The sequence below is a fragment of the Exiguobacterium sp. RIT452 genome, assembly GCF_003598705.1.
In the GTDB taxonomy this organism is placed as follows: domain Bacteria; phylum Bacillota; class Bacilli; order Exiguobacteriales; family Exiguobacteriaceae; genus Exiguobacterium_A; species Exiguobacterium_A undae.
On sequence record NZ_QXJB01000008.1, the window covers coordinates 99,245 to 123,845 of the forward strand.

General features: G+C 48.3%; 22 protein-coding genes. 10 read left to right on the plus strand and 12 right to left on the minus strand.

Going from position 1 to position 24,601, the window contains the following annotated elements:
• Nucleotides 1–9 precede the first annotated feature (9 nt).
• Nucleotides 10–642 (plus strand): hypothetical protein, encoded by a 633-nt coding sequence (locus tag D3D03_RS14780; RefSeq protein ID WP_119924006.1) that lies wholly within the window; start codon nt 10–12, stop codon nt 640–642.
• Nucleotides 643–760: 118 nt separating this feature from the next.
• Entirely contained in the window at nt 761–2,332 is a 1,572-nt protein-coding gene (locus D3D03_RS14785) for a glycosyltransferase (protein ID WP_119924007.1), read from the plus strand.
• Nucleotides 2,333–2,409: 77 nt separating this feature from the next.
• Here D3D03_RS14785 and mgtE read toward each other — a convergent pair whose 3' ends face one another.
• Nucleotides 2,410–3,762, minus strand: coding sequence for a magnesium transporter (mgtE, locus tag D3D03_RS14790; protein WP_119924008.1), 1,353 nt, complete (start codon nt 3,760–3,762; stop codon nt 2,410–2,412).
• A 235-nt stretch (nt 3,763–3,997) separates the two neighbouring features.
• Here mgtE and D3D03_RS14795 point away from each other — a divergent pair, with 235 nt between their 5' ends.
• The 4 genes from D3D03_RS14795 (at nt 3,998) to D3D03_RS14810 (ending at nt 7,118) form a co-directional block, all read left to right on the plus strand.
• Complete coding sequence (locus tag D3D03_RS14795) at nt 3,998–4,738, plus strand: metal ABC transporter ATP-binding protein (protein WP_119924009.1); 741 nt, start codon at nt 3,998–4,000, stop codon at nt 4,736–4,738.
• The gene (locus tag D3D03_RS14800) at nt 4,735–5,595 is read left to right on the plus strand and encodes a metal ABC transporter permease (RefSeq protein ID WP_026831856.1); all 861 of its coding nucleotides are present in this window, start codon (nt 4,735–4,737) and stop codon (nt 5,593–5,595) included. Before D3D03_RS14795 ends, D3D03_RS14800 begins: the two co-directional genes overlap by 4 nt.
• Nucleotides 5,592–6,509 (plus strand): metal ABC transporter substrate-binding protein, encoded by a 918-nt coding sequence (locus tag D3D03_RS14805; protein ID WP_119924010.1) that lies wholly within the window; start codon nt 5,592–5,594, stop codon nt 6,507–6,509. Before D3D03_RS14800 ends, D3D03_RS14805 begins: the two co-directional genes overlap by 4 nt.
• 93 nt (nt 6,510–6,602) lie before the next feature.
• A complete protein-coding gene (locus D3D03_RS14810) occupies nt 6,603–7,118 on the plus strand; it encodes a PCYCGC motif-containing (lipo)protein (RefSeq protein ID WP_119924011.1) in 516 nt (171 codons plus the stop codon).
• A gap of 53 nt (nt 7,119–7,171) precedes the next feature.
• On the opposite strand, the gene D3D03_RS14815 is transcribed toward D3D03_RS14810, so the two are convergent.
• Entirely contained in the window at nt 7,172–7,609 is a 438-nt protein-coding gene (locus D3D03_RS14815; protein ID WP_026831853.1) for a hypothetical protein, read from the minus strand.
• A 173-nt stretch (nt 7,610–7,782) separates the two neighbouring features.
• Here D3D03_RS14815 and D3D03_RS14820 point away from each other — a divergent pair, with 173 nt between their 5' ends.
• Nucleotides 7,783–8,805, plus strand: coding sequence for a zinc-binding alcohol dehydrogenase family protein (locus D3D03_RS14820; protein ID WP_119924012.1), 1,023 nt, complete (start codon nt 7,783–7,785; stop codon nt 8,803–8,805).
• 52 nt (nt 8,806–8,857) lie between these two features.
• On the opposite strand, the gene D3D03_RS16835 is transcribed toward D3D03_RS14820, so the two are convergent.
• On the minus strand, nt 8,858–9,031 hold the full coding sequence (locus D3D03_RS16835) for a hypothetical protein (RefSeq protein WP_167331052.1): 174 nt from the start codon (nt 9,029–9,031) through the stop codon (nt 8,858–8,860).
• 262 nt (nt 9,032–9,293) lie between these two features.
• Here D3D03_RS16835 and D3D03_RS14825 point away from each other — a divergent pair, with 262 nt between their 5' ends.
• The gene (locus D3D03_RS14825; protein ID WP_119924013.1) at nt 9,294–11,729 is read left to right on the plus strand and encodes an ATP-binding protein; all 2,436 of its coding nucleotides are present in this window, start codon (nt 9,294–9,296) and stop codon (nt 11,727–11,729) included.
• Nucleotides 11,730–11,788: 59 nt separating this feature from the next.
• Here D3D03_RS14825 and wrbA read toward each other — a convergent pair whose 3' ends face one another.
• From wrbA to D3D03_RS14840, 3 genes are all read right to left on the minus strand, one after another.
• On the minus strand, nt 11,789–12,391 hold the full coding sequence (gene wrbA / locus D3D03_RS14830) for an NAD(P)H:quinone oxidoreductase (protein WP_028105530.1): 603 nt from the start codon (nt 12,389–12,391) through the stop codon (nt 11,789–11,791).
• A gap of 109 nt (nt 12,392–12,500) precedes the next feature.
• Nucleotides 12,501–13,520, minus strand: coding sequence for an ABC transporter permease (locus D3D03_RS14835; RefSeq protein ID WP_119924014.1), 1,020 nt, complete (start codon nt 13,518–13,520; stop codon nt 12,501–12,503).
• Complete coding sequence (locus tag D3D03_RS14840; RefSeq protein WP_119924015.1) at nt 13,504–14,247, minus strand: ABC transporter ATP-binding protein; 744 nt, start codon at nt 14,245–14,247, stop codon at nt 13,504–13,506. The genes D3D03_RS14835 and D3D03_RS14840 overlap by 17 nt, the downstream gene beginning before the upstream one ends.
• A gap of 160 nt (nt 14,248–14,407) precedes the next feature.
• On the opposite strand from D3D03_RS14840, the gene D3D03_RS14845 reads away from it, so the two are divergent.
• On the plus strand, nt 14,408–15,019 hold the full coding sequence (locus D3D03_RS14845; RefSeq protein ID WP_119924016.1) for a TetR/AcrR family transcriptional regulator: 612 nt from the start codon (nt 14,408–14,410) through the stop codon (nt 15,017–15,019).
• A gap of 147 nt (nt 15,020–15,166) precedes the next feature.
• Here the strand turns inward: D3D03_RS14845 and D3D03_RS14850 are convergent, their stop codons facing one another.
• Complete coding sequence (locus D3D03_RS14850; RefSeq protein WP_119924017.1) at nt 15,167–16,213, minus strand: DUF2332 domain-containing protein; 1,047 nt, start codon at nt 16,211–16,213, stop codon at nt 15,167–15,169.
• Nucleotides 16,214–16,328: 115 nt separating this feature from the next.
• Complete coding sequence (locus tag D3D03_RS14855; RefSeq protein WP_119924018.1) at nt 16,329–18,362, minus strand: acyltransferase family protein; 2,034 nt, start codon at nt 18,360–18,362, stop codon at nt 16,329–16,331.
• A 312-nt stretch (nt 18,363–18,674) separates the two neighbouring features.
• Between D3D03_RS14855 and D3D03_RS14860 the strand changes: the two genes are divergently transcribed.
• Complete coding sequence (locus tag D3D03_RS14860; protein ID WP_119924019.1) at nt 18,675–20,480, plus strand: LTA synthase family protein; 1,806 nt, start codon at nt 18,675–18,677, stop codon at nt 20,478–20,480.
• 92 nt (nt 20,481–20,572) lie between these two features.
• On the opposite strand, the gene D3D03_RS14865 is transcribed toward D3D03_RS14860, so the two are convergent.
• From D3D03_RS14865 to groES, 4 genes are all read right to left on the minus strand, one after another.
• Nucleotides 20,573–21,115, minus strand: a complete 543-nt coding sequence (locus tag D3D03_RS14865; protein ID WP_119924020.1) for a GNAT family N-acetyltransferase — start codon at nt 21,113–21,115, stop codon at nt 20,573–20,575.
• 307 nt (nt 21,116–21,422) lie between these two features.
• Nucleotides 21,423–22,208: an SDR family NAD(P)-dependent oxidoreductase gene (locus D3D03_RS14870; RefSeq protein ID WP_199700025.1), complete on the minus strand. Its 786-nt coding sequence runs from the start codon at nt 22,206–22,208 to the stop codon at nt 21,423–21,425.
• A 257-nt stretch (nt 22,209–22,465) separates the two neighbouring features.
• Nucleotides 22,466–24,106 carry a chaperonin GroEL gene (gene groL, locus D3D03_RS14875; RefSeq protein ID WP_026831841.1) on the minus strand — a complete coding sequence of 547 codons (1,641 nt, stop codon included), beginning with the start codon at nt 24,104–24,106 and terminating at the stop codon, nt 22,466–22,468.
• A gap of 19 nt (nt 24,107–24,125) precedes the next feature.
• On the minus strand, nt 24,126–24,410 hold the full coding sequence (groES, locus tag D3D03_RS14880) for a co-chaperone GroES (protein WP_012371631.1): 285 nt from the start codon (nt 24,408–24,410) through the stop codon (nt 24,126–24,128).
• Between the last annotated feature and the right edge of the window lie 191 nt (nt 24,411–24,601).

A 24,601-nucleotide genomic window follows, 5' to 3' on the forward strand; every position in this document is an offset into this window, starting at 1 on the left:
AAGTTATCGATGCGACAAGCTGCCATTCAAAACAATTTCGACTGGTGTCGTTTAATCTGTGAGTTGCATGGATGTACCGTGACGGAAACAGCGGATAGCTGGGTCGCCAAAGGGGATGTTCCGCTTCTCTATCCGGAAATGATGGTCCGTGCTCACCAACAACAACTTGATTTGTCCGGTGTCAGGAGCATCAAGGATTGTACGGCCGGTTACGATTTTTCACGTGCCGGTTTGACGCATCTCTTTACAGCGGAATGGATCACCCGCCGTCCGATCCTCGATCGTCGGGCTTTACCTGCCGATTGGACCGTCGTGCGTGACGTGCAGGAAGCAGCACGTTTTTTCGCCATCCTCGAAACGGAGGATGTCCCGCAGAGATTGTTTGAACGTTCCGATGTCCGGCTGTTTTTTTCCGAGCAGCAACAAGCAGGATTCATCGCCTATTCGAACGGACAGACGACCGGTCTTTCCCACCTGAACTCAAACTATCTCGACGAACGGCTGTGGGATGATGTGATCCGGCTCAGTTCCGCCCATTTTCCCGGACAGCCGCTCGTCGGCTATGAGTATGGGGATCAGCTCATCACGGCCCTCGAGGCCGGTTTTGATGACATCGGACCGCTTGCGGTCTGGATTCGGTGAACGGATGAACGTTCCCCTCTCCTTTTCAGACGAAGTAAGGTAGAGTGGAACAAGACAGTGGATAAGAAGAGAGGAGGTGCAGGTTGTCTTCACCTGAACAGGTGAAACAGCCAACACCATGAAGCGAACAACTTTTTTCACCTTAAATACGTTAGGCACGAAACGCGGTGGTCTCGTCAAAGCCGTCATCAAGCGGGCGAACACGATCGCAGCCGCTGAGCCGGATCGTCACGTCCATCTGTTGACCCTCGGGTTGCAGACACAAATCAACAGTATCCGGGAAGAGATGGTCCACCTCCATCTGTTGGATCAGCGTGTGCAGGTTACGAACCTGATCCATACGTTAGGTAAGCAAAAACCGAATGATAAACAGACGAAAGCCCGTTTGCTGAAACGATTGCAACGGCAATTCGTCATCTTCGAGGATGCGAGCCGGTCGGAAAATGATTCCTATCGTCTGTTCGAGAACGGTGTCTACTGCCAGTACATACGGTTTGACGCCGATGACCGGCTCGTCTTCATCGATTACTTTTCAGAGTCGCGTCACCGCTTAAAACGGGAAGAATACCTTGAGCACGGCCAATTGTTCCAAGTCATTCATTTTTCGGCGACGACGAACAAACCGGTCTCCCGTCAATTTCTCCACGGTGACGGCACGTGTTACTTAACACTGTGGCATAAGATCAATTCGGTGGATTGGAGTCATCTGTTTTACTTCGGAAAAAACGAACAGTTCCAATTCAACGATCCGGCCGCCTTCTACACGTTTGCGCTGAATCAGTTGCTGGCCCAATATCCGGCAGTCCTGCTGTCCTCGGAATTCCGGGATCGTCTGCCAAACTTACCGAAACGGAATCTAGATGCCGTCGTATTGGATGTCACCCATCCAAACATTCGGAAAATCGCCTTCGGCCACAGTAATCATTTTGTCGCGCCGTTTGACGAGACCGCGACGATAAGCGGTGTGTGGAATGCGCTGTTTAAGCGGATCGGCGAATGGAGTGCCGTCGTCACGGCAACATCCCGTCAAGCCACACACATGAAACAGCAGTTTGGACACGATTCGCTTTTCAAATCGATTCCGCATGCCTTTACGAATAAAGCGGCAGGCAGCCTTGTTGCTGACGCCGTCAATCCGAACCGGTTCGTCGTCGTGTCACGAATTCAAATCAAAAAAGATGTCGCGGAGAGTGTTCGCGCGATGCGACTGATCGTCGATCATAATCCAAACGCCTTCCTTGATTTTTATGGATTCGGGTACAACGATCAACTCGAAAAGGATCTCTTGGCGTTGATCAAGGAACTCGCCTTAACGGATCATATTCATTTCAAAGGGTTCGTCACCGATATGCGGGAAGCCTATGCCGGTGCCGTCGCAACACTCTTCACCTCCCAATCGGAAGGATTCGGAATGGCGATCCTCGAGAGCATGAGCTACGGGATCCCGGTCATCGCTTACGATATTTGTTATGGTCCGGCGGAAATCATCGAAGACCGCGTGACGGGACGTCTCATTCCAAAAGGCGATACGGCTCAGTTTGCCGAGGCCGCAATCGAATTGATGACACAGCCCGAAGCACGGCAGGCGATGGGCTTACGTGCTGCCGGAGCGCTCGAACCGTTTTCTGATCAGCAATATGAAACGAGTTGGGTGAACCTGTTACACGAACTGGACGTTTCGACACATTGAGTGTTATCCGTGAGAACAAGAAAAAGTATCGTTTCGCCGCATCTCAACAGATCCGGCAGAACGATACTTTTTTGGTGTTACATCAAACGGCTGATGAATGCGGTCGCGATCCCAAAATAGACGAGCAACGACAGGATGTCGTTTAACGTCGTGATGAGCGGACCGGATGCGATGGCCGGATCGATGTTCAGGCGATGCAAAATCAACGGAATGATCGTTCCCGCCAGTGTGCCGAAAATCAAGGTGATGATCAACGAACTGCCGACGACGAGACCCAAAATCGGATCCCCCTGCCAGACATAGGCGATGATCGCAATCAAAATACCGCACGTCACGCCGATGATCAATCCCACCCGCAACTCTCGAAGAATCAGCCGGGTGACGACTTTTTTATCGACTTCGCGTGTGATCAATCCGCGGACGACGACAGCGAGGGACTGGGTTCCGGTGTTTCCGGTCATGCCGGCAATCATGGGCATGAAGAAGGCTAAGGCGACGACCTTCGACAACGTCTCCTCGAACTGACTGATGATCGATCCCGAGACGAGTCCGATGAAGAGTAACAGAATCAGCCACGGCAACCGGCGTGACGCCGCCACCCAAGGTTTTGTATCAAAATCAATCGATTTACCGGAAGCGGATAGTTTCTCAATGTCTTCATTGGCTTCTTCCCGTAAGACGTCGAGCGCATCATCGACGGTAATCAGTCCGACGAGGACCTCCCCTTCGACGACCGGCAACGATACCAGATCGTATCGTTCGAACATCTTCGCGACATCCTCCTGATCGGTCTCCGACGAGACACTGATGACTTTTCGATCCATCACGTCCGCAATCTGTTCGTCGTTATTCGCCAAAATCAAATCGCGGTACGAGATGACGCCGACGAGTTGACTCAGCTGATTGACGACATAGACGTAGTTGATCGTTTCCGAGTATTCGATATAATCCCGCATCTTCTCGACCGTCTCGCCGATTGTCGACTCCTCCGTCACCCAGATGAAACGGTTTGTCATCAAACGTCCGGCCGTCTCTGCCGGATACGTCAGCAAATTCCGGACGACCAGTGCTTCGTCCTGTCGCATCCCCGACAGTAAGCGGTCCACTTCCTCGTCCGGCAGTTCTTCCAGGATTTCTGCCAAATCATCGTTTTCCATTAAATCCATGACGTGTCCGGCATGTTCGACGTCGAGACGCCGCAGCACATCCAACTGTTGCTCCAGTTCCAGTTCCTCGATGACATCCGCCAAACGTTCATGATCGAGATAGCGTAACAGACGTTCCTGCTCGGTTGGTGCCAACTCGACATACCACTTCGCCAAATCGTACGGATAGACTTCCTCAATCACCTGCTGTGCTTCTTCACGTCGTTCCTTCATCAACGCATCCAGCAACAGCAACTTCCATTGTTGTTCCTTTGACTGACTCATACTACCACCCCCACGTTTTCTCCTTCTCCATCTTAGCACGATGCTTTCAAAAAGAACGCCCGTCAAAGCAGTTGACTTTTCTTTCGTCACGCCTTAAAATTTGCCTAAAGGAAACATTATTAGTTCGGAGAACAATCCATGCGATAAGGCAATCTCTTTTTTTAGACTTTTTCTTGCCCTAAGGAAACATTTGTTTCCACACTAAAATCCAAGCAGTTGAAAGGAGTGTCTTCATATGTACGCAATCGAAGTAGAACAATTAAACGTATCGTATTTCGAAACGACCGCCTTGGAAAAATTATCCGTTCGCTTCACGGCAGGACAGCTTGTCGGCATCATCGGTCCAAACGGTGCCGGCAAATCGACCTTCATCAAAGCCATCATGGGATTGATTCCGGCCGGTGCGAAAACGATCACCTTGTTGGGTCAATCGACAAAAGAAGCACGGACGCGGGTCGCTTACGTCCCACAACGCAGTGCCATCGATTGGGATTTTCCGATTCGGGTGCTCGACGCGGTTTTGATCGGCTGTTATCCAAAACTCGGTCTGTTCAAGCGTCCGACGAAACAACACCGGGCCTTGGCGATTGCTTGTCTCGAACGGGTCGGCATGCAGGACTATGCCAACCGACAGATCGGTGAACTGTCGGGCGGTCAACAACAACGGGTCTTTTTAGCCCGCGCCCTGGCACAAGAAGCAGAACTGCTGTTACTGGACGAACCGTTCGTCGGAGTCGATGCCGGCAGTGAACGGGTCATCATCGACTTATTGCGGACACTACGCAATGAAGGGAAAACGATTGTCGTCGTCCACCATGATTTAAGTAAAGCCGCCGATTACTTCGATACTCTCATGTTGTTGAACCGGCAATTGATTGCCGTCGGTCCGCCGAAAGATGTTTTACATGCCAAAACGATTGAAGGCGCATACGGCAATCCGCTCGCCTTCTTACAGAAAGTCGAGGTCACCTCATGAACTTTTTAACTTTCATCGAAGCGACGTTTCAGTATGATTTCCTGCAAAAAGCGCTCATCACCTCCGTCATGGTCGGGATCATCTGTGGTGTCATCGGCTGTTTCATCATCCTGCGCGGCATGTCCTTGATGGGGGATGCGATTTCCCACGCTGTCTTACCGGGCGTTGCGATTTCTTATCTGCTCGGTATCAATTTCTTCATCGGTGCGGTCGTGACCGGTCTGCTGACAGCGCTCGGAATCGGGTTTGTCAGCCAAAACAGCCGGATCAAAAACGATACCGCGATCGGGATTTTGTTCACTTCTGCCTTTGCGCTCGGCATCATCCTGATTTCCTTCTTACGCAGCAGCAGTGACCTGTACCACATCCTGTTCGGAAACGTCCTCGCCGTCCGCCCGAGTGATATGTGGATGACACTGATCATCGGCATCATCGTTCTCGGGGCGATCTACCTGTTCTACAAGGAATTATTGGTCACATCCTTTGATCCGACGATGGCTGCAGCTTACGGATTGTCGACACGATTGGTCCATTACCTGCTGATGACGATGTTGACACTCGTCACGGTCGCCTCACTGCAGACAGTCGGCATCATCCTCGTCGTCGCGATGTTGATCACACCGGCAGCGACCGCTTATCTGTTGACGAACCGGTTGTCGCGGATGATCTTCCTGTCTGCCGGGTTCGGCACAATCTCTTCCATCGTTGGTCTGTATTTTAGTTTTACCTATAACCTTTCTTCCGGAGCGTCAATCGTGCTGGTCGCGACTGCCCTGTTTGCACTGGTCTTCGTGTTCTCACCACGTCACGGTCTGCTCCGGAAATGGAAATCATCTAAAAAGGAGCTCACGACATGACATTCAAACGATTCATCCCCTTGGCTGGTCTCGCCGTCTTGCTGGCAGGCTGTTCAACGGATTCCGCGGACGAAGGAAAACTGCAGGTCGTCACGACCTATTCGATTTTAGAAGATATGGCACGTGTCGTCGGCGGCGAACACGTCGAAGTGCACAGCATGGTCAAGATTGGTGCCAATCCCCATGAGTATGATCCGTTGCCGACGGACGTCCAGAAGATGGCCGATGCCGATGTCGTTTTTTATAACGGGTTAAACCTTGAGGCCGGCGGTTCCTGGTTCAACAAACTCCGTTCGAGTACAAACAAAGACGGCAAAGATGCACCGGTCTATCAACTGAGTAAAGGCGTCGAACCGAAGTACTTGACGGCAGCCGGAAAAGAACAGGAAACCGATCCTCATGCCTGGCTTGATCTGAGCAACGGGATCCAGTACGTCGAAAACGTCAAGGATGGCTTGATTAAGGAAGATCCGGACAATCAGGCGGATTACGAAAAAAATGCTTCTGCGTATATCAAGGAACTCAAGACGCTCGATACAAAAGCCAAAGAACGGTTTGCGGCGATTCCTGAGGAACAACGGCATCTGATCACGAGTGAAGGCGCCTTTAAGTACTTCAGTTCCGCCTATGACTTCAAAGCCGACTACATCTGGGAGATCAATTCCGATAATCAGGGAACACCCGATCAAGTCCGCCGCATCGTCGATTTAATCAAGCAGCAGGACATTCCCGTCTTGTTCGTCGAGACAAGCGTCGACCGCCGGAGCATGGAGACGGTCTCCCGTGAGACCGGTGTCCCGATTGGCGGAACCCTCTATACCGATTCGCTGGGTGCCAAAGGAAAAGACGGCTCGACGTACTTGTCGATGATGGAAGCGAACTTCGATACGATCGAACAGCAACTGACCCGCTAAGAACTGTCATCGGATTGCCACCCGCTTTTTCTGCACGGCTGTCTGATCCAACGTATACTAAGGACGGAAACGATATACGATGGAGGGATATGGATGGTACGAAAAAACGGATGGATGATCGCGACATTATCAGCGACCCTTGTGCTCGGTGCCTGTGATCAGGCGGAACAAAAGACCGCCCCGCATGAAAAACAGGAAGCGCATGCTGAACATGAAGGACATGCTTCACATACAGGTGCTGATCAGTTGGAGCGGACGACTTCTCCGACGGTTGCTCCGTCATTTTTAAAAGAGACCGATTCGTCGATTCAGACGATTTACCTGTCTGTCGCGAAACATCAGGACTTGCTCGAAAAAATGCCGTGTTACTGTGGTTGCGGGGAATCTGCCGGTCATACGAGTAACTATGACTGCTTCATTGCGGATCAGACACAGAGCGGTGAAACGACGTGGACGACACACGGCATTACGTGTGGGACGTGTCTCGACATTGCGGCTCAATCGATCGTCGCCTATCAACAAGGCACACCCATCAAACAAATCCGCGATGATATTGATGCGATCTATTCCAAAATGGACGTGGCACCGACACCAACTCCTGCCCTCTAAATCAAAAAGCTGTTTCGACCTCAAGCGTCGAAACAGCTTTTTTTGTGTAGGACTTAGTGTCGCGAACGAGCAGTCGCATGGAGGACAAACGGTCTGCCGGAAAGCAGTTCTTCGAGTTGATAATACGTATGGGCGCGAAGTGGTTGACTCGTGCGAGGGAGATGCCGCAATTCGTACGCCACTTCCAGCAGGTAGAATTTATAGGTTGCCGACTCATCGAAACCAAAACTGGTGCGTCGTGCTTCCATGTAACCGAGTAAACGCCGTTGTTGCTCCATCGATAACCGTTGTACTTGTGGGGCAATCGCTTCAGCCGGACGAAGGATCAGTTCCCGTTCCGTTCGATACAGACGGTTCATGACGCCTTGTTCCCGTCGTAAAGCGATCAATTTTGCAGGCTGGTAAGAGCGCGGGTGCGGGTGGGCATGGACTAAATACTGTTCAATGAGGGCTTGCGTCGGGGCTGCTGGAAAGGAAATGACATCATGCATACGATTCGACTCCTTTTTCAGTAGTAGATACGCCATCCATTTTACTACAAATTTCCAAATGAAATGGACCGTTTCGCAAGAAGGAAATCAGTTTTTTAGTTTTAGAGGGGGTTTCATTTCTTCAGGCAAGTGGAACAGTTCCAAAGATAGTTACTTACGAAAGGATGATCGATATGACTCAAATGAAAGCCATTGGATTCCATCAGCATTTACCGATTACTGAAGCCAACAGTTTGATTGATCTTGAAATCGAGCGCCCTGTCGCGCAAGGACACGATCTGTTAGTTGAAATTAAGGCAGTCTCCGTCAATCCGGTCGATACGAAAGTCCGGGCCCACGGTGCGGACGAGACTGAACCAAAAGTCATCGGTTACGATGCGGCAGGTATCGTCGTTGAAGTCGGCGACCATGCTTCCCTCTTCTCGGTTGGTGACGAAGTCTATTATGCCGGTGCCATCAACCGGCCCGGTTCCAACAGCGACTTCCAACTCGTTGATGAACGGATTGTCGCCAAAAAACCGCAACGGCTGACGTTCAGCGAAGCGGCCGCCCTGCCACTGACGACGTTGACGGCTTACGAAGCATTGACCGACCGTCTCCAGTTGACGTTTGATGCCAAATCAAACCTCGATAAGACGATGTTAATCATCGGTGCAGCCGGCGGTGTCGGCTCGATTGCGACGCAACTCGCGAACAAGGCCGGACTGACCGTCATTGGAACGGCTTCACGACCGGAGACGATTGAATGGGCCAAAACACATGGCGCCCATCATACGATCAATCACCATGAAGACTTCCGAGCTCAACTCGAGCAACTGGGGTATCACTACGTCGACTATATCTTCTGCTTGAATGCAACCGATCAGCATTTTGACGCGATGGTCGACGTCATCGCTCCGCAAGGAAAGATTTGCAGCATCGTCGAGACGGATCAAAACCTTAACCTCAGTGCGTTGCAACAGAAAAGTGCGACGTTCGTCTGGGAGTTCATGTTCACCCGTTCGCTGTTCGAGACAGCAGACATGATCCGCCAACACGAAATCTTGACGCAAGTCGCCACGTGGTTCGAAGAAGAGACGCTTGAGACGACTGTCACACAGACACTGATCGGTCTAAATGCCGCCAACTTGAAAGAAGCCCATCGCCTCGTCGAAAGTGGCAAAACGATTGGGAAAGTCGTCGTCGAACAACAATAATACAGCAACAGGACGTCCTTCTGATTTAAAGAAGGACGTCCTGTTTTTTGTATCATCTGCTCTTTTGCCGCTTCACGGAAAAGACGATCGCCGCAAACAACGACAACAGCCCTCCTGCCCAACCGATGATCGGTGCGTATGAAAACGTATCGCGCAACAGCATCCCGCCAACGATTAAAATCGCCGCATCGGCCGCGAACAACACAGCTAAAAAGCGATAGTTCATCTGAAGCCCCCCTTTCTTCTCAGAGACATCCACCGTATTTTCATCTTTCCCTTCTTTTAAAGCACGCATGCATCGGCTCGATTGTGAATGTCCCAAAACGTCTCGAGCACTTTTTGGTATGAATTTCTTGTATTTAAGATAAATTTCTAATAACACTATATTTTTGAGTCTAAAAAATGTACGATTACGGTAAGAAATAGGTATAGTAGTTACATCTATTATTGAATCGGAAAGCTGACGCAAAGGGGCATCCATATACTTTATGAAAAAATGGTTCAATCAAAAAATCAGCCGACAAATCATGTCCGCTTTTTACCTCATACTAATTACGCTTTCTGTTTCTTCGATTGCTGCTTACTTTTATACGAACCATCAAGTCATGAGTGCGAAAACCAGTCTCGATGCCATCAGCGAGCGTCAGGAACGGGCGACATCCTTATGGGACGACTGGCAGTCACTCCAGTATGAGATGCGGGGATATATCGTGTTTGGAGACGACGCTGTATTAGAGACCGTCGACGAAAAAACACAGTCGCTGGAGGAACAAACCCAGTGGTTCGAGAAAAACGGAACTTATGAGGCTGATCAAATCTATGCCTCCGATGTCCGTTCGCTTTACACGTCCTACACGACGTTCGTGATGCCGAGCTTGATCAAGTACGTTCAAGCCAAACAAGACGGGACTGTCGATGAAAGTTTCCTGCAGATGCCGAGTCTGAAATCGATGATGCCGGAAGTCAAACGGGATCCGAACCGAAAGTTCAAGATGAATGCGTCCGACAGTGAAACGATGCGTAAAAGTGTCAACACGATGGAGAGTGTTTTCACCAATTACCGGACAAGTCTGCAGGCCAAAGAGACGATGGCAAAGGACAAACTGATTACACAAACAAAATACGCCGAATGGATTTGGCTTGTGAATCTGCTTGTGCTGTTCCTGGTCATCTTACTGATTATCCGTCCCTTCATCGAACGGACGACACGTCAGATTCAACTGCTCAGTAAAGAAAGCAAGCTGCTTGCGCAAGGACTTCACACGGCACCGTTGATTCCGATGAATCGGACCGATGAGATCGGTGAGCTTAGCAAGTCGTTTCATCAAATGGCGACAGCACTGACCGACAACAAACATCGGTTGATGTCGTCCAACGATAATCTGGAACAAGCACTGCAATTGACGTTGCGCAATGAAGCCCATCTCAAAATCCGGAACCAGTTGACCGAAACGCTTGCCGACCGCGATACCGTGACGGCCTATCCAGCTGTCATCGAAAAGATGGTCGAGATTACCGACTCAACGAATGGTTCGTTGATCTTCAAAGAAGGGACGACGGTGACGAATATCGTGTCTCACGCCATGTCGGAACACGAGCAGGATCAGTTGATTGCGACGATTGAACCGGTCATTCGAAAAGCACGGACAGACAAAGTCCCGCATACGGCTCAATTCGAAGAACGCGCTTTTGCGGTGACACCGGTCCTTGACGCCAGTACCGATGAAATCATCGCCTACATCTATCTGATGCGCCTGTATCGCCCGTTTGACCGGCAAGAGCAGGAAGAACTGGCGTCATTCGCCCGTCAACTCGCGTTGTCGCTCCTCCGGATGCGCTCTTTCGACGAGATTGATCGAGAACGGGAAAAAACAGCCCGCTTGTTGAACTCGATCCGCGAATCGATCGTCTATATCGAACCGGACGGACCGATTCAATTAATCAACCGACCGTTGCTCGATTTATTTGATCATCCATCTGCAACCGATTCAAAAGCAGAATGGTTGATTGAAATTGACGACTCGATCACCCACTTGAAATATCAGGTCGATCAACTGCCTGAATTCGAACGATACTTGCGTCAAACTTTCGTCAACCGAGAAACGGGAGAAGGCATCACGTTTTCGATCAACCACGAACAACGGTTCATCAAGACGTACTCGGAAGAAATCCATTACGGCGGGAAGTTCCGAGGCATCCTGCTTGTTCTCCGTGATGTGACGAACGAAGTCGAAATTGATCGGATTAAAAATGAACTCGTCTCGACGATTTCCCATGAGTTACGGACACCGCTCTCCTCGATTTACGGTTTTACCGAGCTGATGATTCAACGGGATCTTCCGTCACATCGTCAAAAAAAATATTTGCTCGCCGTCCATTCGGAAACCGAGCGATTGTCCTTGTTAATCAATGACTTCCTTGATTTACAACGGATGGAGGCCAATAAACAAGAGTATACGTTCGAACCGTTTGATTTACTCGCGATGATGAAGGACTTAAAACAACTGCACAGTCTGTCTTCGTCCAGTCATCAAATTCGTGTCTCATCTGACGTGTCGCCCCTCTTGATTGAGGCCGATGCGAAGAAAATCCGGCAGTTGTTCGGAAACTTGATCAACAATGCCATCAAGTATTCACCAGCCGGCGGTGCCATCGACATCCGTGTGACCGAGCATAATGAACGGCTGCAGGTGGCGATTACCGATCATGGTATCGGCATACCCGCTTCCGCCATGAGCGAACTGTTCCAGAAGTTTTACCGGGTCGATAATTCGGATACCCGAAAAATCGGTGGAACGGGACTTGGCTTATCCATCTGTCGCGAGATTGCTCGTGCCCATGATGGTGAAATCCACGTCGAATCGATCGAAGGACAAGGCTCGACGTTCACCGTCGACTTGCCATTGACGCAACCCGATGCATAAGCAAACCGCGCTGTTCCGAAAAGGAACTGGCGCGGTTTTTTTTTGATTAGACTTTTTAATCAACCTTTAATGCGGCTTGCAATGTCCACCGTACGCTTCGCTTGGTGACGGACAGCCGGTTCAACGGACTCAACCATGTTGCCGTCCTGATCGACGGTCACCGTCGTCCCGTATGGATTACCGCCTGCTGCGAACAGAACCGGATCCGAGTAGCCTGGTGCTGCGACGATCGCACCCCAGTGGAACATCGATGTATAGACAGCAAGGACCGTCGCTTCTTGTCCGCCGTGCGGATTTTGCGCCGACGACATGGCACTGACGACTTTATTGACAAGTTTCCCCTGACCCCAGAGACCACCTGTCGTATCGAGGAACTGTTGGAATTGTCCCGGGACATGTCCGTAACGGGTCGGGACACTGAAGATGATCGCGTCCGCCCAGTCGAGCAGGTCGGGTGTCGCTTCTTCGATGTCACGTGTGGCATCGGTATGTTTTTGCCAGAGTGGGTTGGAGGCAATCGCTTCTGCCGGTGCCGTCTCCTTGATTTTCGCAAGACGCACTTCGGCTCCAGCCGCTTCCCCTGCTTCTTTCGCCCACGTGGCGAGTTGATGATTTGTTCCGGTCGAACTGTAATAGATGACAGCCAGTTTCACATTAGACATGACTTCGCTCCTTTTTTCAAAAACAGTGACGGACGATGGATGTACACGTCCTCTTTTCCCGTTTTTTGGATAAAGTAACGTCTTTACTTTGAATTCAAGGGATTTTAATTTACGCGTTTCTGAACTTTTTTAAGGCGCGTACATTGATCGTATACAAGACGAGGATATATACAAGTAACCCTGAGAGATATCCCCAAATGGCATCGAAGCCGTTTCCGTAGACCATGATTTCCTTGATCGCACTCGCCCCGTAAAAAATCGGCATGATGTAACTCAGATTCCCCAGATGGTAAGGAATCAAATCCAGTGAAATCAAACCGGAAAAGAAGACTTGTGGAATGATCGTGAACGGAATCAATTGTACGACTTGGAGCGCAGAGCTGGCAAAAACAGAAATCGTCGCCCCAAACAAGACAGCGGTCGTCGCAAGAAGCAACAAGACGAGTAATAACAAGAAGATGTTACCGTTTGAACTCATCTGTAAGATATATACCGTATAAAGCACAATCAAAATCGCTTGGGTAATCGCAAAAACACTATAGCCCATCGTATATCCAAGAATGACCTCACTCCGCTTGATTGGTGTCATCAATAATCGCTCCAGCGTTCCCTCGCTGCGTTCTTTGACAAAAGCCATCGCTGAGATGACGAAGACCATAAAAAATGAGAATAACGACAGGAAAACATAACCAAGTGAATCAAACGTCGACTGATCCGTCGAACCATGGACATAGCTGGTCTCCATCTTTGACGCAGGATTAATTGACGATAAGGCTGCTTGAATTTCTTTGGCGGCTGTTGAGGATTTTGTGGAAGGTTCGCGCAGTGTCATGTCAAATCCATTGTCTGAATAAAGAAATACCGCATCGATGTGTTCGTTATCCGTCAGATATGTTTTAGGGGATGTGATCGTTTGTTTTTCCTGAATCAATTCGATGTCCTGCTTATTCAAGGCAGTCACAAGATTTTGTGGTGTCGCTTCTTCGATCGCAATGACCGGCACATAGTCTGTATCCCCCAACAACAGATAGATTAACGTCAAGAGCAGTAAGGGAGCAATCAAGATCATCATGACACTTCGTTTATCATTCAGTGTTTGACGGATGACACGTTTAGCTAAGTGGTTCACGAGTTGTCCCCTCCTTCAGTTGATCTGAAGCTAAAATGAACAATTCTTCGACGCGTCCTGTTTGTGTCTTCGCGAGCAAGTTGTCGACCGTATCATATTCAATCAACGTTCCTTCATAAATAAGGGCTGCACGATCGCATTCGATGACTTCATCCATGACATGAGTCGAGACGACAATCGTCGTACCTGCTTGTTTGATGCGATGAAACTGGCGCCAGATCTCACGTCGTAAAACAGGATCAATCCCGACGGTCGGTTCATCTAAAAACAAGACTTTCGGTTGGTGCAATATCGCGATTGCGAGCGACAGTCGTTTTTTCATGCCTCCTGAAAAAACATGCACTCGTTTTTGACGGTGCGCCGTTAAGTCGACGATCTTAAGAACTTCCTCGATTCGTTGTTTTAATACGGACTTCTCCAGCTTATAAACAGATCCAAAAAACGAGAGGTTATCTTCTGCCGTCAAATCCTCATATAACGCATTATTTTGCGGCATGAACCCAATCTCATTCAAGAGCGTCATGTTCGGCATCAAGGTGTCCCCGATGTGAATCGTCCCTGTACTTGGGGCAATCGCTCCAATCATCAATCGAATCAACGTCGTTTTTCCTGAACCGGAAGGACCTAACAAACAGCAGATTTCTCCGGACATGACAGTGAAATCAATATGTCGAATGACTTCTGTCTGACCAAAGGACTTTGTCGTTCCTGCTACACGAATCTTCATTAGATGATCTCCTTTCTTGAATTAAAAACAAAGATAATCAACACCATGTTGTTTATAATGTAAGTATAGATAGACAAAATACCGCTTACAATAATCAACTTGAGCGAGTCTGTCGCTTTACCGACACATCTCATCCAAGTGTTGAAAAGGAGACGCTTTTATGACGAAACAAGACAACGATTTACGTGTCATTCGGACGAAACAGCTGATTAAAGAAGCTTTAATTGGGCTCATTGAGGAAAAGGGATTCGAAAACATCACCGTGAAAGATATCGCCAAACAAGCCGGAATCAATCGTGGAACATTTTACAGCCATTATGAAGACAAATACGATTTGATGAATCTCTACATCGAAGAAATTTTCACTGGAGCCGAAGAAAAGCTCATTAAAAACCTACAGGTCCTCTTTAAAAAAGAATCCCAGTTTCCACCGGCTGACGCTTCTTTACTATTGGTCCCATTTCTTGAGTTTCTTTATCAGAATCGTGTGCTGATGAAAACCTTGCTTGGTCCAAACGGAGATCTTCAATTTCAAGATCGTTTGAAAAAATTCATGCATGACGCTTTATTCCACCGTTCTTCCGAATCCTTGTTTGATAAAAACAAACTTCTTGTTCCTAGTGAATATCTGGTTTCATATATCTCATCCGCACACATCGGTGTTGTCCAAGAATGGTTGCTGCACGAGAAAGGCGAAACACCAGAGGAGATCGCAAAAATCATCTTTACCATTACGACGCGTGGTCCACTCCATGCAGGCGGCTTGCTCTAATACTTTATGCGCTGTCTAGAGACGTACAATAAGACCCGTTCTCTTGCTTAATCGATGCAAGGAATCGGGTCTTATTGATCTTTCACAGCTTCTGTAAACTACTATCTCCACCAGGACTCACGTAAAGAAGTGACTTCTTTGGATAGATTAAGAAGACGTCGTTACTGAATCTTCGACCAACCACTTGAACCAGCGACCATGACCGTCTGTCTCGGCAATCGTCTGTTCCGTCAAGACTCCATCGATGTACGCATCGAGATGCAAGTACCGGTCCTGGACGTTGTTGTACAGGTGGTAGAGGTTCCGCGTCTGTCCGATTTCCTCGACGACTTGGAGCAATTCCTTTTTCACAGCCAGCGGCATCTGGTTTGCGACATGTGTGTGGAAAATACAGAGGATACTGTCGTCCGGTGTCTGCGTTGCGTATTGCTTCAATAATTGAATTCCGTCCCCTTCGACGAGTTCCAGTGCGGACTCGTCGACGTAACGCGCTGCCGCCTCGAACATCTCAAGCCGTTCCCGGTGCTCCGTCCAAATCAGTGCTTTCAGCCATAACTGTTCATCGGCATCGGTCAGATCGACGATATTTAAATCGAGTCCGGTCCGCATCGTGACGGGTGGTGGTGTTTTGGGAAGCGTCGGCGTTCCCGTTCCCTCGATGACGGAGGTTAGATGCAGACGGGATGCCGGATTACCGACCGTCTCCCCTGTCCCGTAATCATAGGCGTATTGATCAAACAACAATTGTAATCCGGCACTCGTTCCGATTTCGAGCAGAGCAAGCGGTCGGTTCGTCTGTTGATGAATCTGACCAAACACCGGATACAGATACGTACAGCGTCGGACCTCGTTCGTTTGGACAAGACGTTGCGCCAGCAGCGGAATCAGATCCGCTTCGTAAGTCTGACAAAAGGATTCAAAGTCGGCGAAGGATTCCGCAAAGGGTTTCGGCTGTTCCGTCACGCTCGGATAGTACGCGGCGAGCGGATGATCAATCCCTTTCAGCAACAGATAGTGGACGGCACCAAACAGGAGATTCGGAATCGGTTGCCCGTCGCGCGCGTGTCGGCACAGTTCAAGAATTGCCGGATTTTGTGCGATTTTCTGCGATAGATATTCATAAAACGGACTCGAGTCCCGGCACTCCCGTTCCGCGAAAGTCTGGAAGCGTTGTGCGATTTCTGCTTGTGTCATGAATCGTTCCCCCTTTTTTCGGTACCCGTCTTATATTCCCTAAATTATTCCAAAACCCTGTTTCCGACATCAAAAAACTCTTCCGCCTGGAACAGGGGAAGAGTTCGTCTGACGATTAATCAGCTTGTTTTTTCTTAAGAATATCCGTCACGACTTCATTCAGTTTCTGTTTGAAGACCGGTCCGAAACTTTCCGCGTACGTATTCGTCATATGACTGACGTCGCGGTAGATGACGACATTTCCGATGACCGGACGGAACTCTCCGTCGACACGGAAGTAATCCGTCAAATCGAGTTTGTAGAGCGACTTGTTCGTCTGCTCGAAGTTTTTCCAATACGCTTCATCGCGCTGGTTGACTTCCGCATTCATTTTCTTCGTCGTCTCTTCGATGCTCGTCGTCTCGAGCGACTCAAGAACGTTAAAGCTGTAACGCGGATTATCCCGCAGTGCCAGACCGTCGATGCCGTACTCGTCCTTGACGTACTGCATCTGATCGACCATCTGTTGATGAATCTTATCCTTCGTCGCATTTGCTGCCGTGACGTGCGAAATGATGAGATCGACGTCGGCATCCTTCAAGTAATCGAGGACATTTTGGTTCCAGATACCTTTTAAGACGTTATCGTCATAGCCGGTCGAGAAGCGTGTCCCGGAACGGGTGATGTTCAATACCCGGTACTTTTCACCTTTTGCGGCTTCGTGAATCGCTCCGAACCATTGCTCCGAGTGCGAGCTGCCGACGAGTGCAATCGTTGCGATGTAGTCTTTCGTTTCGCCATACTCGCCGACTTTGACGTCACTTTTGCTCAATACTTGGTTACTGCCGTCGGTGTGAACGAGCGGCAGGTCATCAAAGACGTTGGCGTACGACGGGAATGGCTCACGGTCCGGTGTCTGGTCCGGATTCTTGACTGCCATCGCCCCCGGATAATCGCCGGTGCTGACGCCGTCCGTCAATTCTTTTTCTTCAAAATACTTCAGACCGAGCAACGAACCAATCAACAAGACGTTGATGCTCGCCATGATGCCGAGCTTCTTGAAGGACGAGCGGTCGACTTTTGAGCTACGGATCGGTTTTTCGATGTATTCCGTCATCAGGTAAGACAACAGAATTGACGACAGGATGATCAACGTCCCCATCCAGAAACCTGGTGTTTGCTGGACGTTGTAGCGGTAAAACTCAAGCAGGACCCAGTGCCAGAGATAAATCCCGAACGCGATTCCACCGAGTTTGACCATCGGTTTTGAACCTAAGAAACGTTTGATCCCGAACGTCGTCTCACGTGTTCCCGACAAGACGATGAACAAGGCACACGTCATCGGCCATAAGGCGATGTAGCCCGGGAACATTTCCGAGACGTTGAAGATGATCCCGGTTAGGATCAACCCGATCAATCCGAGCCAACCGATCACGGTTGCAATCCATTTCGGAACACGGATCGACGACAGGTTGATACACAGCAGACTTCCTAAGGCGAATTCCCAGACGCGTGTCATCGTGATGAAGTACGCCCACGGCTGATTGACTGACGTCAGATAAATCGAATAGGCGAGAGAAGACACGAACAAGACACCTAAAATCGTATTGATCATCGGTTTGACGTTCTTGATCGCATACTTTTTGACCATCCAGAGGATGAAGGCAAACAAGACAAACCAAATCATGTAGAACTGCCCTTGAATCGACAAGGCCCAGAAATGTTCAACCGGCGACTTCATTTGGCTCGCATCCAAGTAATCGGTACTCGAAATCGCCAGTTGCCAGTTTTGATAGAAGAACATCGAGGCGACGACTTCACGAATCGTCTTCTCTAAAATCGATTGCGGTAATAAAAATGAACTTAAAACAAGCACGACGGCCAAAATGAACAAGACCGACGGCAACAACCGTTTGATCAACTTCGTGACATACGGTAAGAAACGAAACTCACCAGTCCGGTTGATCGTCGAGATGATCGATGTCGTAATCAGGAAACCGGAGATGACGAAGAATACATCGACGCCGCCTGAGACACGATTGAACCAGATATGATAAACCGCGACGAGTAACGCCGCAACGACACGTAACCCTTCGATTTCCGGTCGAAACTGACTTTTGGTATTGATGAGTTTTTGAGGCTGGACTTCTTTGTGATTCAGTTGATTCATTTTACGTTAGCTCCTATACTATTTTTCTCACGACGAGACGAATGGAATTGAAAAAAATTCCTTCAACATTAAACACGCACCAATTCATCCTAAAGTAAAATACTAATAAAATCCATAACAATAGTAATTCGTTTTACGTTTCTTTGATTGTTTCCGCTGATTTCCCCCATCTTTGTGATTCTCACTAGTTAGTCAAAGAAATCCTTTCGTTACAGTCAACCCAATGTACATCCCAACCGATTCAAACGTTCGTTCTCATTTAGTTTAGGGTATAGACTACTTCACAACAATGACGAACGTTAGGAGAATATTATGATCGTATTTGGTTACGCCTTCTACTTATTGTTAGGCACGTTAAAATTCGTGCTGTTCAGCTTTTATACCAACACCGCTTTTCCGGTTGACCTCTTTTTAATGAACCTCGGCGGGATGTTCGTGCTGTCGAGTTGGACGCTGTTGATCCAGTGGAACAAACGCCGCTGGATTTGGCTCGGTCTTTTAATTGCCCACAGCTTCCTCTTGATTTCCGATCTGTGGTACTACCGTTACTTCGAAGATTTCCTGTCAGTCTCGTTGATGTCGCAGATGTTGCAAATGGGTGATGTCAGCAGCGGTTTCGCCGCCTTGATTCTGCCGTCTGACTTCCTATTGTTTGCGGACAGCCTGATTTTCTTAGCGATTCTCTTCTTTACGCGTAAAAAGACGTTTGCTGTCACGAAAAGCAAACGCCAAAAGGCAGCAGGTCTCGTTTTCCTCGCAGGTGTGATCCTGTTTGCTGCGCCAGTCACCTACAGCGTCGTCAAAGAAGACCAACGGCTCAGCCAGTCGGTCTCCGACATGCGGGACTATTATCAGCTCGGTTTCTGGGGCTACCATGGACTCGATTTGTTCCGCGGCATCCAAGGAGCAATCGGCTCAGAAGAAAGCTTGACCGCGTCTGAGCGCCAACGAATCGAGGACAACTCGACTTCAGCCGCAGACGGCGCCACAAAAAAACCGAACATCATTCTCGTCCAATTGGAATCGTTCCAAGAATCAGTCATCGACCAAAAAGTAAACGGTCAAACGTTGACACCGAACCTGAATAAGTTGAAACAAGAATCGCTGTACTTCCCGTCGTTTTATCATCAGACGCATGAAGGACGGACCTCGGACGCGGAATTCATCACGAACACGTCGCTCTATCCGTTGAAGTCGGGTTCGGTCTACACCCGGTTCCCGGACAATGAATTTGGAGCATTGCCTGAATTATTGCGTAACAACGGTTACGATACCGCTGCCATGCATGCCTATGAAAAAGGGTTTTGGAATCGGGATCAAGTGTATCAAAACCTGGGCTTCGATCACTTCTTCAGCCAAAAGGATTATCCCGATCAACAAGAAATCGGGATGGCGTTAAACGATAAACAGTTTTTAACGACATCGATTGAGCACATGGAAACACTCAAGGAACCGTACTTCTCATTCCTCGTCGCCCTGACGAGTCATACCCCGTATGAGATTCCAAAAGACAAACGGGAGCTCGATCTGTCCGGTTACGAGGATCCCATGTTGAAACGTTATTACCAGACCGTCCATTATGTCGACGAAGCCGTCGGGCAGATGGTCAAGGAGTTGAAGGCAAAAGACATGTGGGACGAGACACTCGTCATCTTTTACGGCGATCATGACAGCGGCTTGACGAACGAAGGCAGTGAGATGCAACAAAAAGCGCAGATCGACAATGCGGTCGACGCCTTCGCCCTCGACCGCCAAGTGCCGTTGTTCATCAAAAAACCACATCAAGATACGGGACAAGTTATCCAAGAGAATGGTGGACAAATCGACATCGCTCCGACAATTGTTGATTTACTCAATCTCGAGTCCCCGTATATGATGGGCAACTCCCTGCTTGATGACGAACCGAATCTGACCGCTTTCCGCGACGGTTCGTTCCGTTACAAGGACTACTATTACGAAGCGAACCTGACGGAAAAAGCCGGCAACGGAATCTGTTATGACGTCTCGACGAAAAAACAGATCGACCGTGACATGTGCCAACCGCAAACCAAACAAGTGCGAAAAGATTTGCGTCTGTCGGATGCGATTATTGAGAAGAACGGATTGGAGCAAGACTAGAATACAAAAAAAGCGATCCTGACTTCTGTCGGATCGCTTTTTTGCCTCACTTTTTTACTACATGAAGTTTGATTGGCAATAGTTCGAAAAGGTTAAAAGATTTTGTACCAATACAACGTAAAATCAATATTCGGATTAGCCGACTGTTTGAGCGTATCCACTCCACCAAGTACAAAGCCTTCTTTGGCATAAAAACGGCAGGCAATCAAATTATCATTTTGCGCTTCAAGCGACAGACCAATCAACGATTGTTCCTTCGCCCAGTTTTCGGCTGCTTCAAGCAACAAGTGACCGACGCCGCTTTTTCGAAAACTCTTTTTGACGGCGATGTTCTCAATATAGGCAAAACGATTCCAGTCTTTGACAAGACGGATCTGACCGATGCACGCGTCTTCGTGGAAGGCTAACAAGACGATTTTTTGATTGCTGTCGATATAAGGAGACCAGTCTAATTTATCGTCCGGGAAGCGAATTTCAGATGGAGTATCGTATAACTGTTCTTCATAGGACCAGGTGCCGTTCGAAAAAATCGGGAGAATCTTTCCGATGATTGGAAAAGGTTCGTTTGCGTTGTTCACTACATTAATCAGCTGTTCTTTTAAAGGTCTAATGACGATTTCTTCCGCAAATTTCATAAAGTCTCACCTTCTCTGCGCACTTTAAATTTTCGTCTGCAATGAGATCAATCGATTCGATATGTTTATACTTTATGATTCATCATAACCTTACCGGATTCCTTTCGAACGTAACAGTTAAATTTTTTAGAATTGGTACTAGCTACTTTTCCCTTCAAATTGTTGACTGGATAAACTCGGTGACACTTTGATTCGAAAACATAAAAAAATCCATAACCACCCTATACACTGCAAAGGATTCGTTATGGATCTTTCATACAGCGTATTGAACACACGTACCTATGCCGTAAATCTGAAACAAATCAAATTACTGTTTAGGCTTTGCTTTTTCTGCATGTCTCGCTGCCTTTACATCTTCAGGAGTACGTCTGTTTTCTTCGGCTTCCTTTTTAGTCGCTTCATCACCACAAATCACGTGATCCAATTTATTCATTAGTGCTTCATACCCTTGTTGAGCAACTACTGTTTTATCATTTTTATTTTTTTCATCCCCAAAATAAGTGGAGTCCATACCGGCATTATGATGGAAATCCGTATTCGTCGCACCAGGCAGCATTGCCGTCACGTTTACTCCGGTCTCCTTCAACTCTTCTCTTAAAGCTTCAGCAAACATAAATGCAAACGATTTAGAAGGACCGTATACTGTTTCATAAGGTGTCGGCAGTGTCGCCGATACGGAAGATACGATAAGAATGTTTCCGTCTTTATTCGGTACCATATCTTGAACGACGCGTTTTGCCATATGAACGGTCCCCTTGATATTAATATCTATCAATTTCAGTTCTTCTTCCAAATCATTCTCCAAAAAAGCACCGCCGATGCTGATCCCAACGTTTAAGACGGCTGCATCCAACTTTCGCTTTTTCTTTTTGACAAAGTCCCAAAACTGTTCAACACCATCATATGTTGATGCATCTGCCTGAAAAGGATAGGCTTCCACTCCTAATTTTTCGATTTCTTTAGCTGAAGCATAAATCTTTTCGCTAGAACCAGACATCGCAACATCATAGCCGTCATTCGCAAATAATTTGGCTAATTCAAAACCGAGACCTGACGTTGAACCTGTGATCATTACTAATTTTTTATTTGTCATTGTGTTCACTCCTAAAGGTTTGAGTTTTATCTGAGATGCTAAACAAAGTATGATCAGGACCTCTAATTGATAAAAAATTATTCCCAAATACTTTAATCGATAAACATTGCTTCTCATCCTAAAAATCATCTGATTTTATCCATTGAGCGAGTACTTTTTTCTGTCCATCAAAAAAATGGCTCCGGATAAATACCGGAGCCATTCCCTGTTGTTTAAGCAGTCTATTTCTTTAAAGCAAACCGCAATTTAGGACTATCTTACATCATTCCGCCCATTCCACCCATGCCGCCCATATCAGGCATTGCAGGAGCAGATCCGGCTGGTTCCGGTTTATCGGCGATGACGGCTTCTGTCGTTAAGAACATCGCTGAAACAGACGCTGCGTTTTGAAGTGCTGAACGCGTTACTTTCGCCGGATCGACGATTCCTGTTTCGATCATGTCGACATACTCGTCTGTCGCGGCGTTGTACCCCATGCCTTGTGCTTCATGCTTGAGACGCTCGACGATGACCGAACCTTCTTGACCGGCGTTTTCCGCGATTTGGCGGAGCGGTGCTTCGAGTGCACGAAGAACGATGTTAACACCTGTTGCTTCGTCGCCTGTTGTGACAGCCAAAATCGATTCAACGGCTTTCGTGACGTGGATGAAGGCTGTTCCTCCACCAGCAACGATTCCTTCTTCGACGGCTGCGCGTGTCGCGTTGAGCGCATCTTCGATCCGGAGCTTACGTTCTTTCAGTTCCGTTTCCGTTGCTGCGCCGACTTTGACGACGGCTACGCCGCCTGCGAGTTTCGCGAGACGCTCTTGGAGTTTTTCACGATCGAAGTCGCTTGTCGTTTCTTCGATTTGCGAACGGATCGTACCGACACGGGCTGTGATTGAATCACTGTGTCCGTTTCCTTCGACGATTGTCGTGTTGTCTTTTGAGACGACGACTTTCGACGCACGACCAAGTTGCGTGATTTGTGTTTCTTTCAGATCAAGACCGAGCTCTTCTGTGATCAGTTCTGCGCCAGTGACGATTGAGATGTCTTCGAGCATCGCTTTACGACGATCTCCGAAACCAGGTGCTTTAACGGCAACCGCATTAAACGTTCCACGGAGTTTGTTGACGACGAGTGTCGCGAGTGCTTCGCCTTCGACGTCTTCCGCGATGATCAAGAGTGGTTTGTTTTGTTGAACGACTTGCTCAAGGACCGGCAGGATTTCCTGAATGTTCGAAATCTTTTTGTCCGTGATCAAGATGTATGGGTTCTCAAGGACCGCTTCCATCTTATCGGAATCCGTGATCATGTATGGTGATGCATAGCCACGATCAAATTGCATGCCTTCGACGACATCAAGTTCCGTCGTGAAGCCGCGTGATTCTTCGATTGTGATGACACCATCTTGACCCACACGTTCCATTGCTTCGGCAATCAATTGACCAACTTCTTCGTCAGCAGCTGAAATGGCCGCAACTTGTGCGATCGCTTCTTTGCCTTCGATTGGTTTCGCAATCGCGTGCAGTTCTTCGACGGCACGACGGACTGCTTTTTCGATCCCTTTACGGATGACCATCGGGTTTGCACCTGCAGTGACGTTTTTGAGTCCTTCACGGATCATCGCTTGTGCGAGGACTGTCGCTGTTGTCGTACCATCCCCTGCGATTTCATTCGTTTTCGATGCAACTTCTGCCACAAGCTTCGCGCCCATGTTTTCGAAGTGGTCTTCGAGTTCGATTTCTTTTGCGATCGTCACACCATCATTCGTGATGAGTGGTGAACCGAATTTACGTTCGAGAACGACGTTCCGTCCTTTTGGTCCGATCGTCACCTTGACTGCGTCCGCTAATGCGTCTACTCCACGAAGCATCGCCCGGCGTGCTTCTTCACTGAATAAGATATCTTTTGCCATGACTGAAATCCCCCTTTGATTAGTTTGCTACTGCTAAAATATCGCTTTCGCGTAAGATTAAGTATTCGTTGCCATCGACTTTCACTTCCGACCCTGCGTATTGCGCATAGATGACGTGGTCCCCGACATTCACTTCAAGTGGTACACGGACACCCTGCTCCGTCACACGGCCTGTACCGACAGCGACGACTTTACCCTCTTGCGGCTTTTCTTTCGCTGACCCAGGAAGAACGATTCCTCCGAGTGTTGTTTCTTCTTTTTTAACGACTTCGATCACGATGCGATCACCAAGTGGTTTTAACATGCGAAACATCCTCCTTGAACATGACTGTTTTTTTAGCACTCACTTAATTGGAGTGCTAACATATTTTTATCTTAAACGGTTTCCAGTTGGAATTCAAGCCCGAACCCTTATCCGTTTTCCCGAAATCGACATCTTTGAACCATCACCATTCGTGCGCCCGGTCGGTTTGTTTGTTACAATCGGGACAGTAC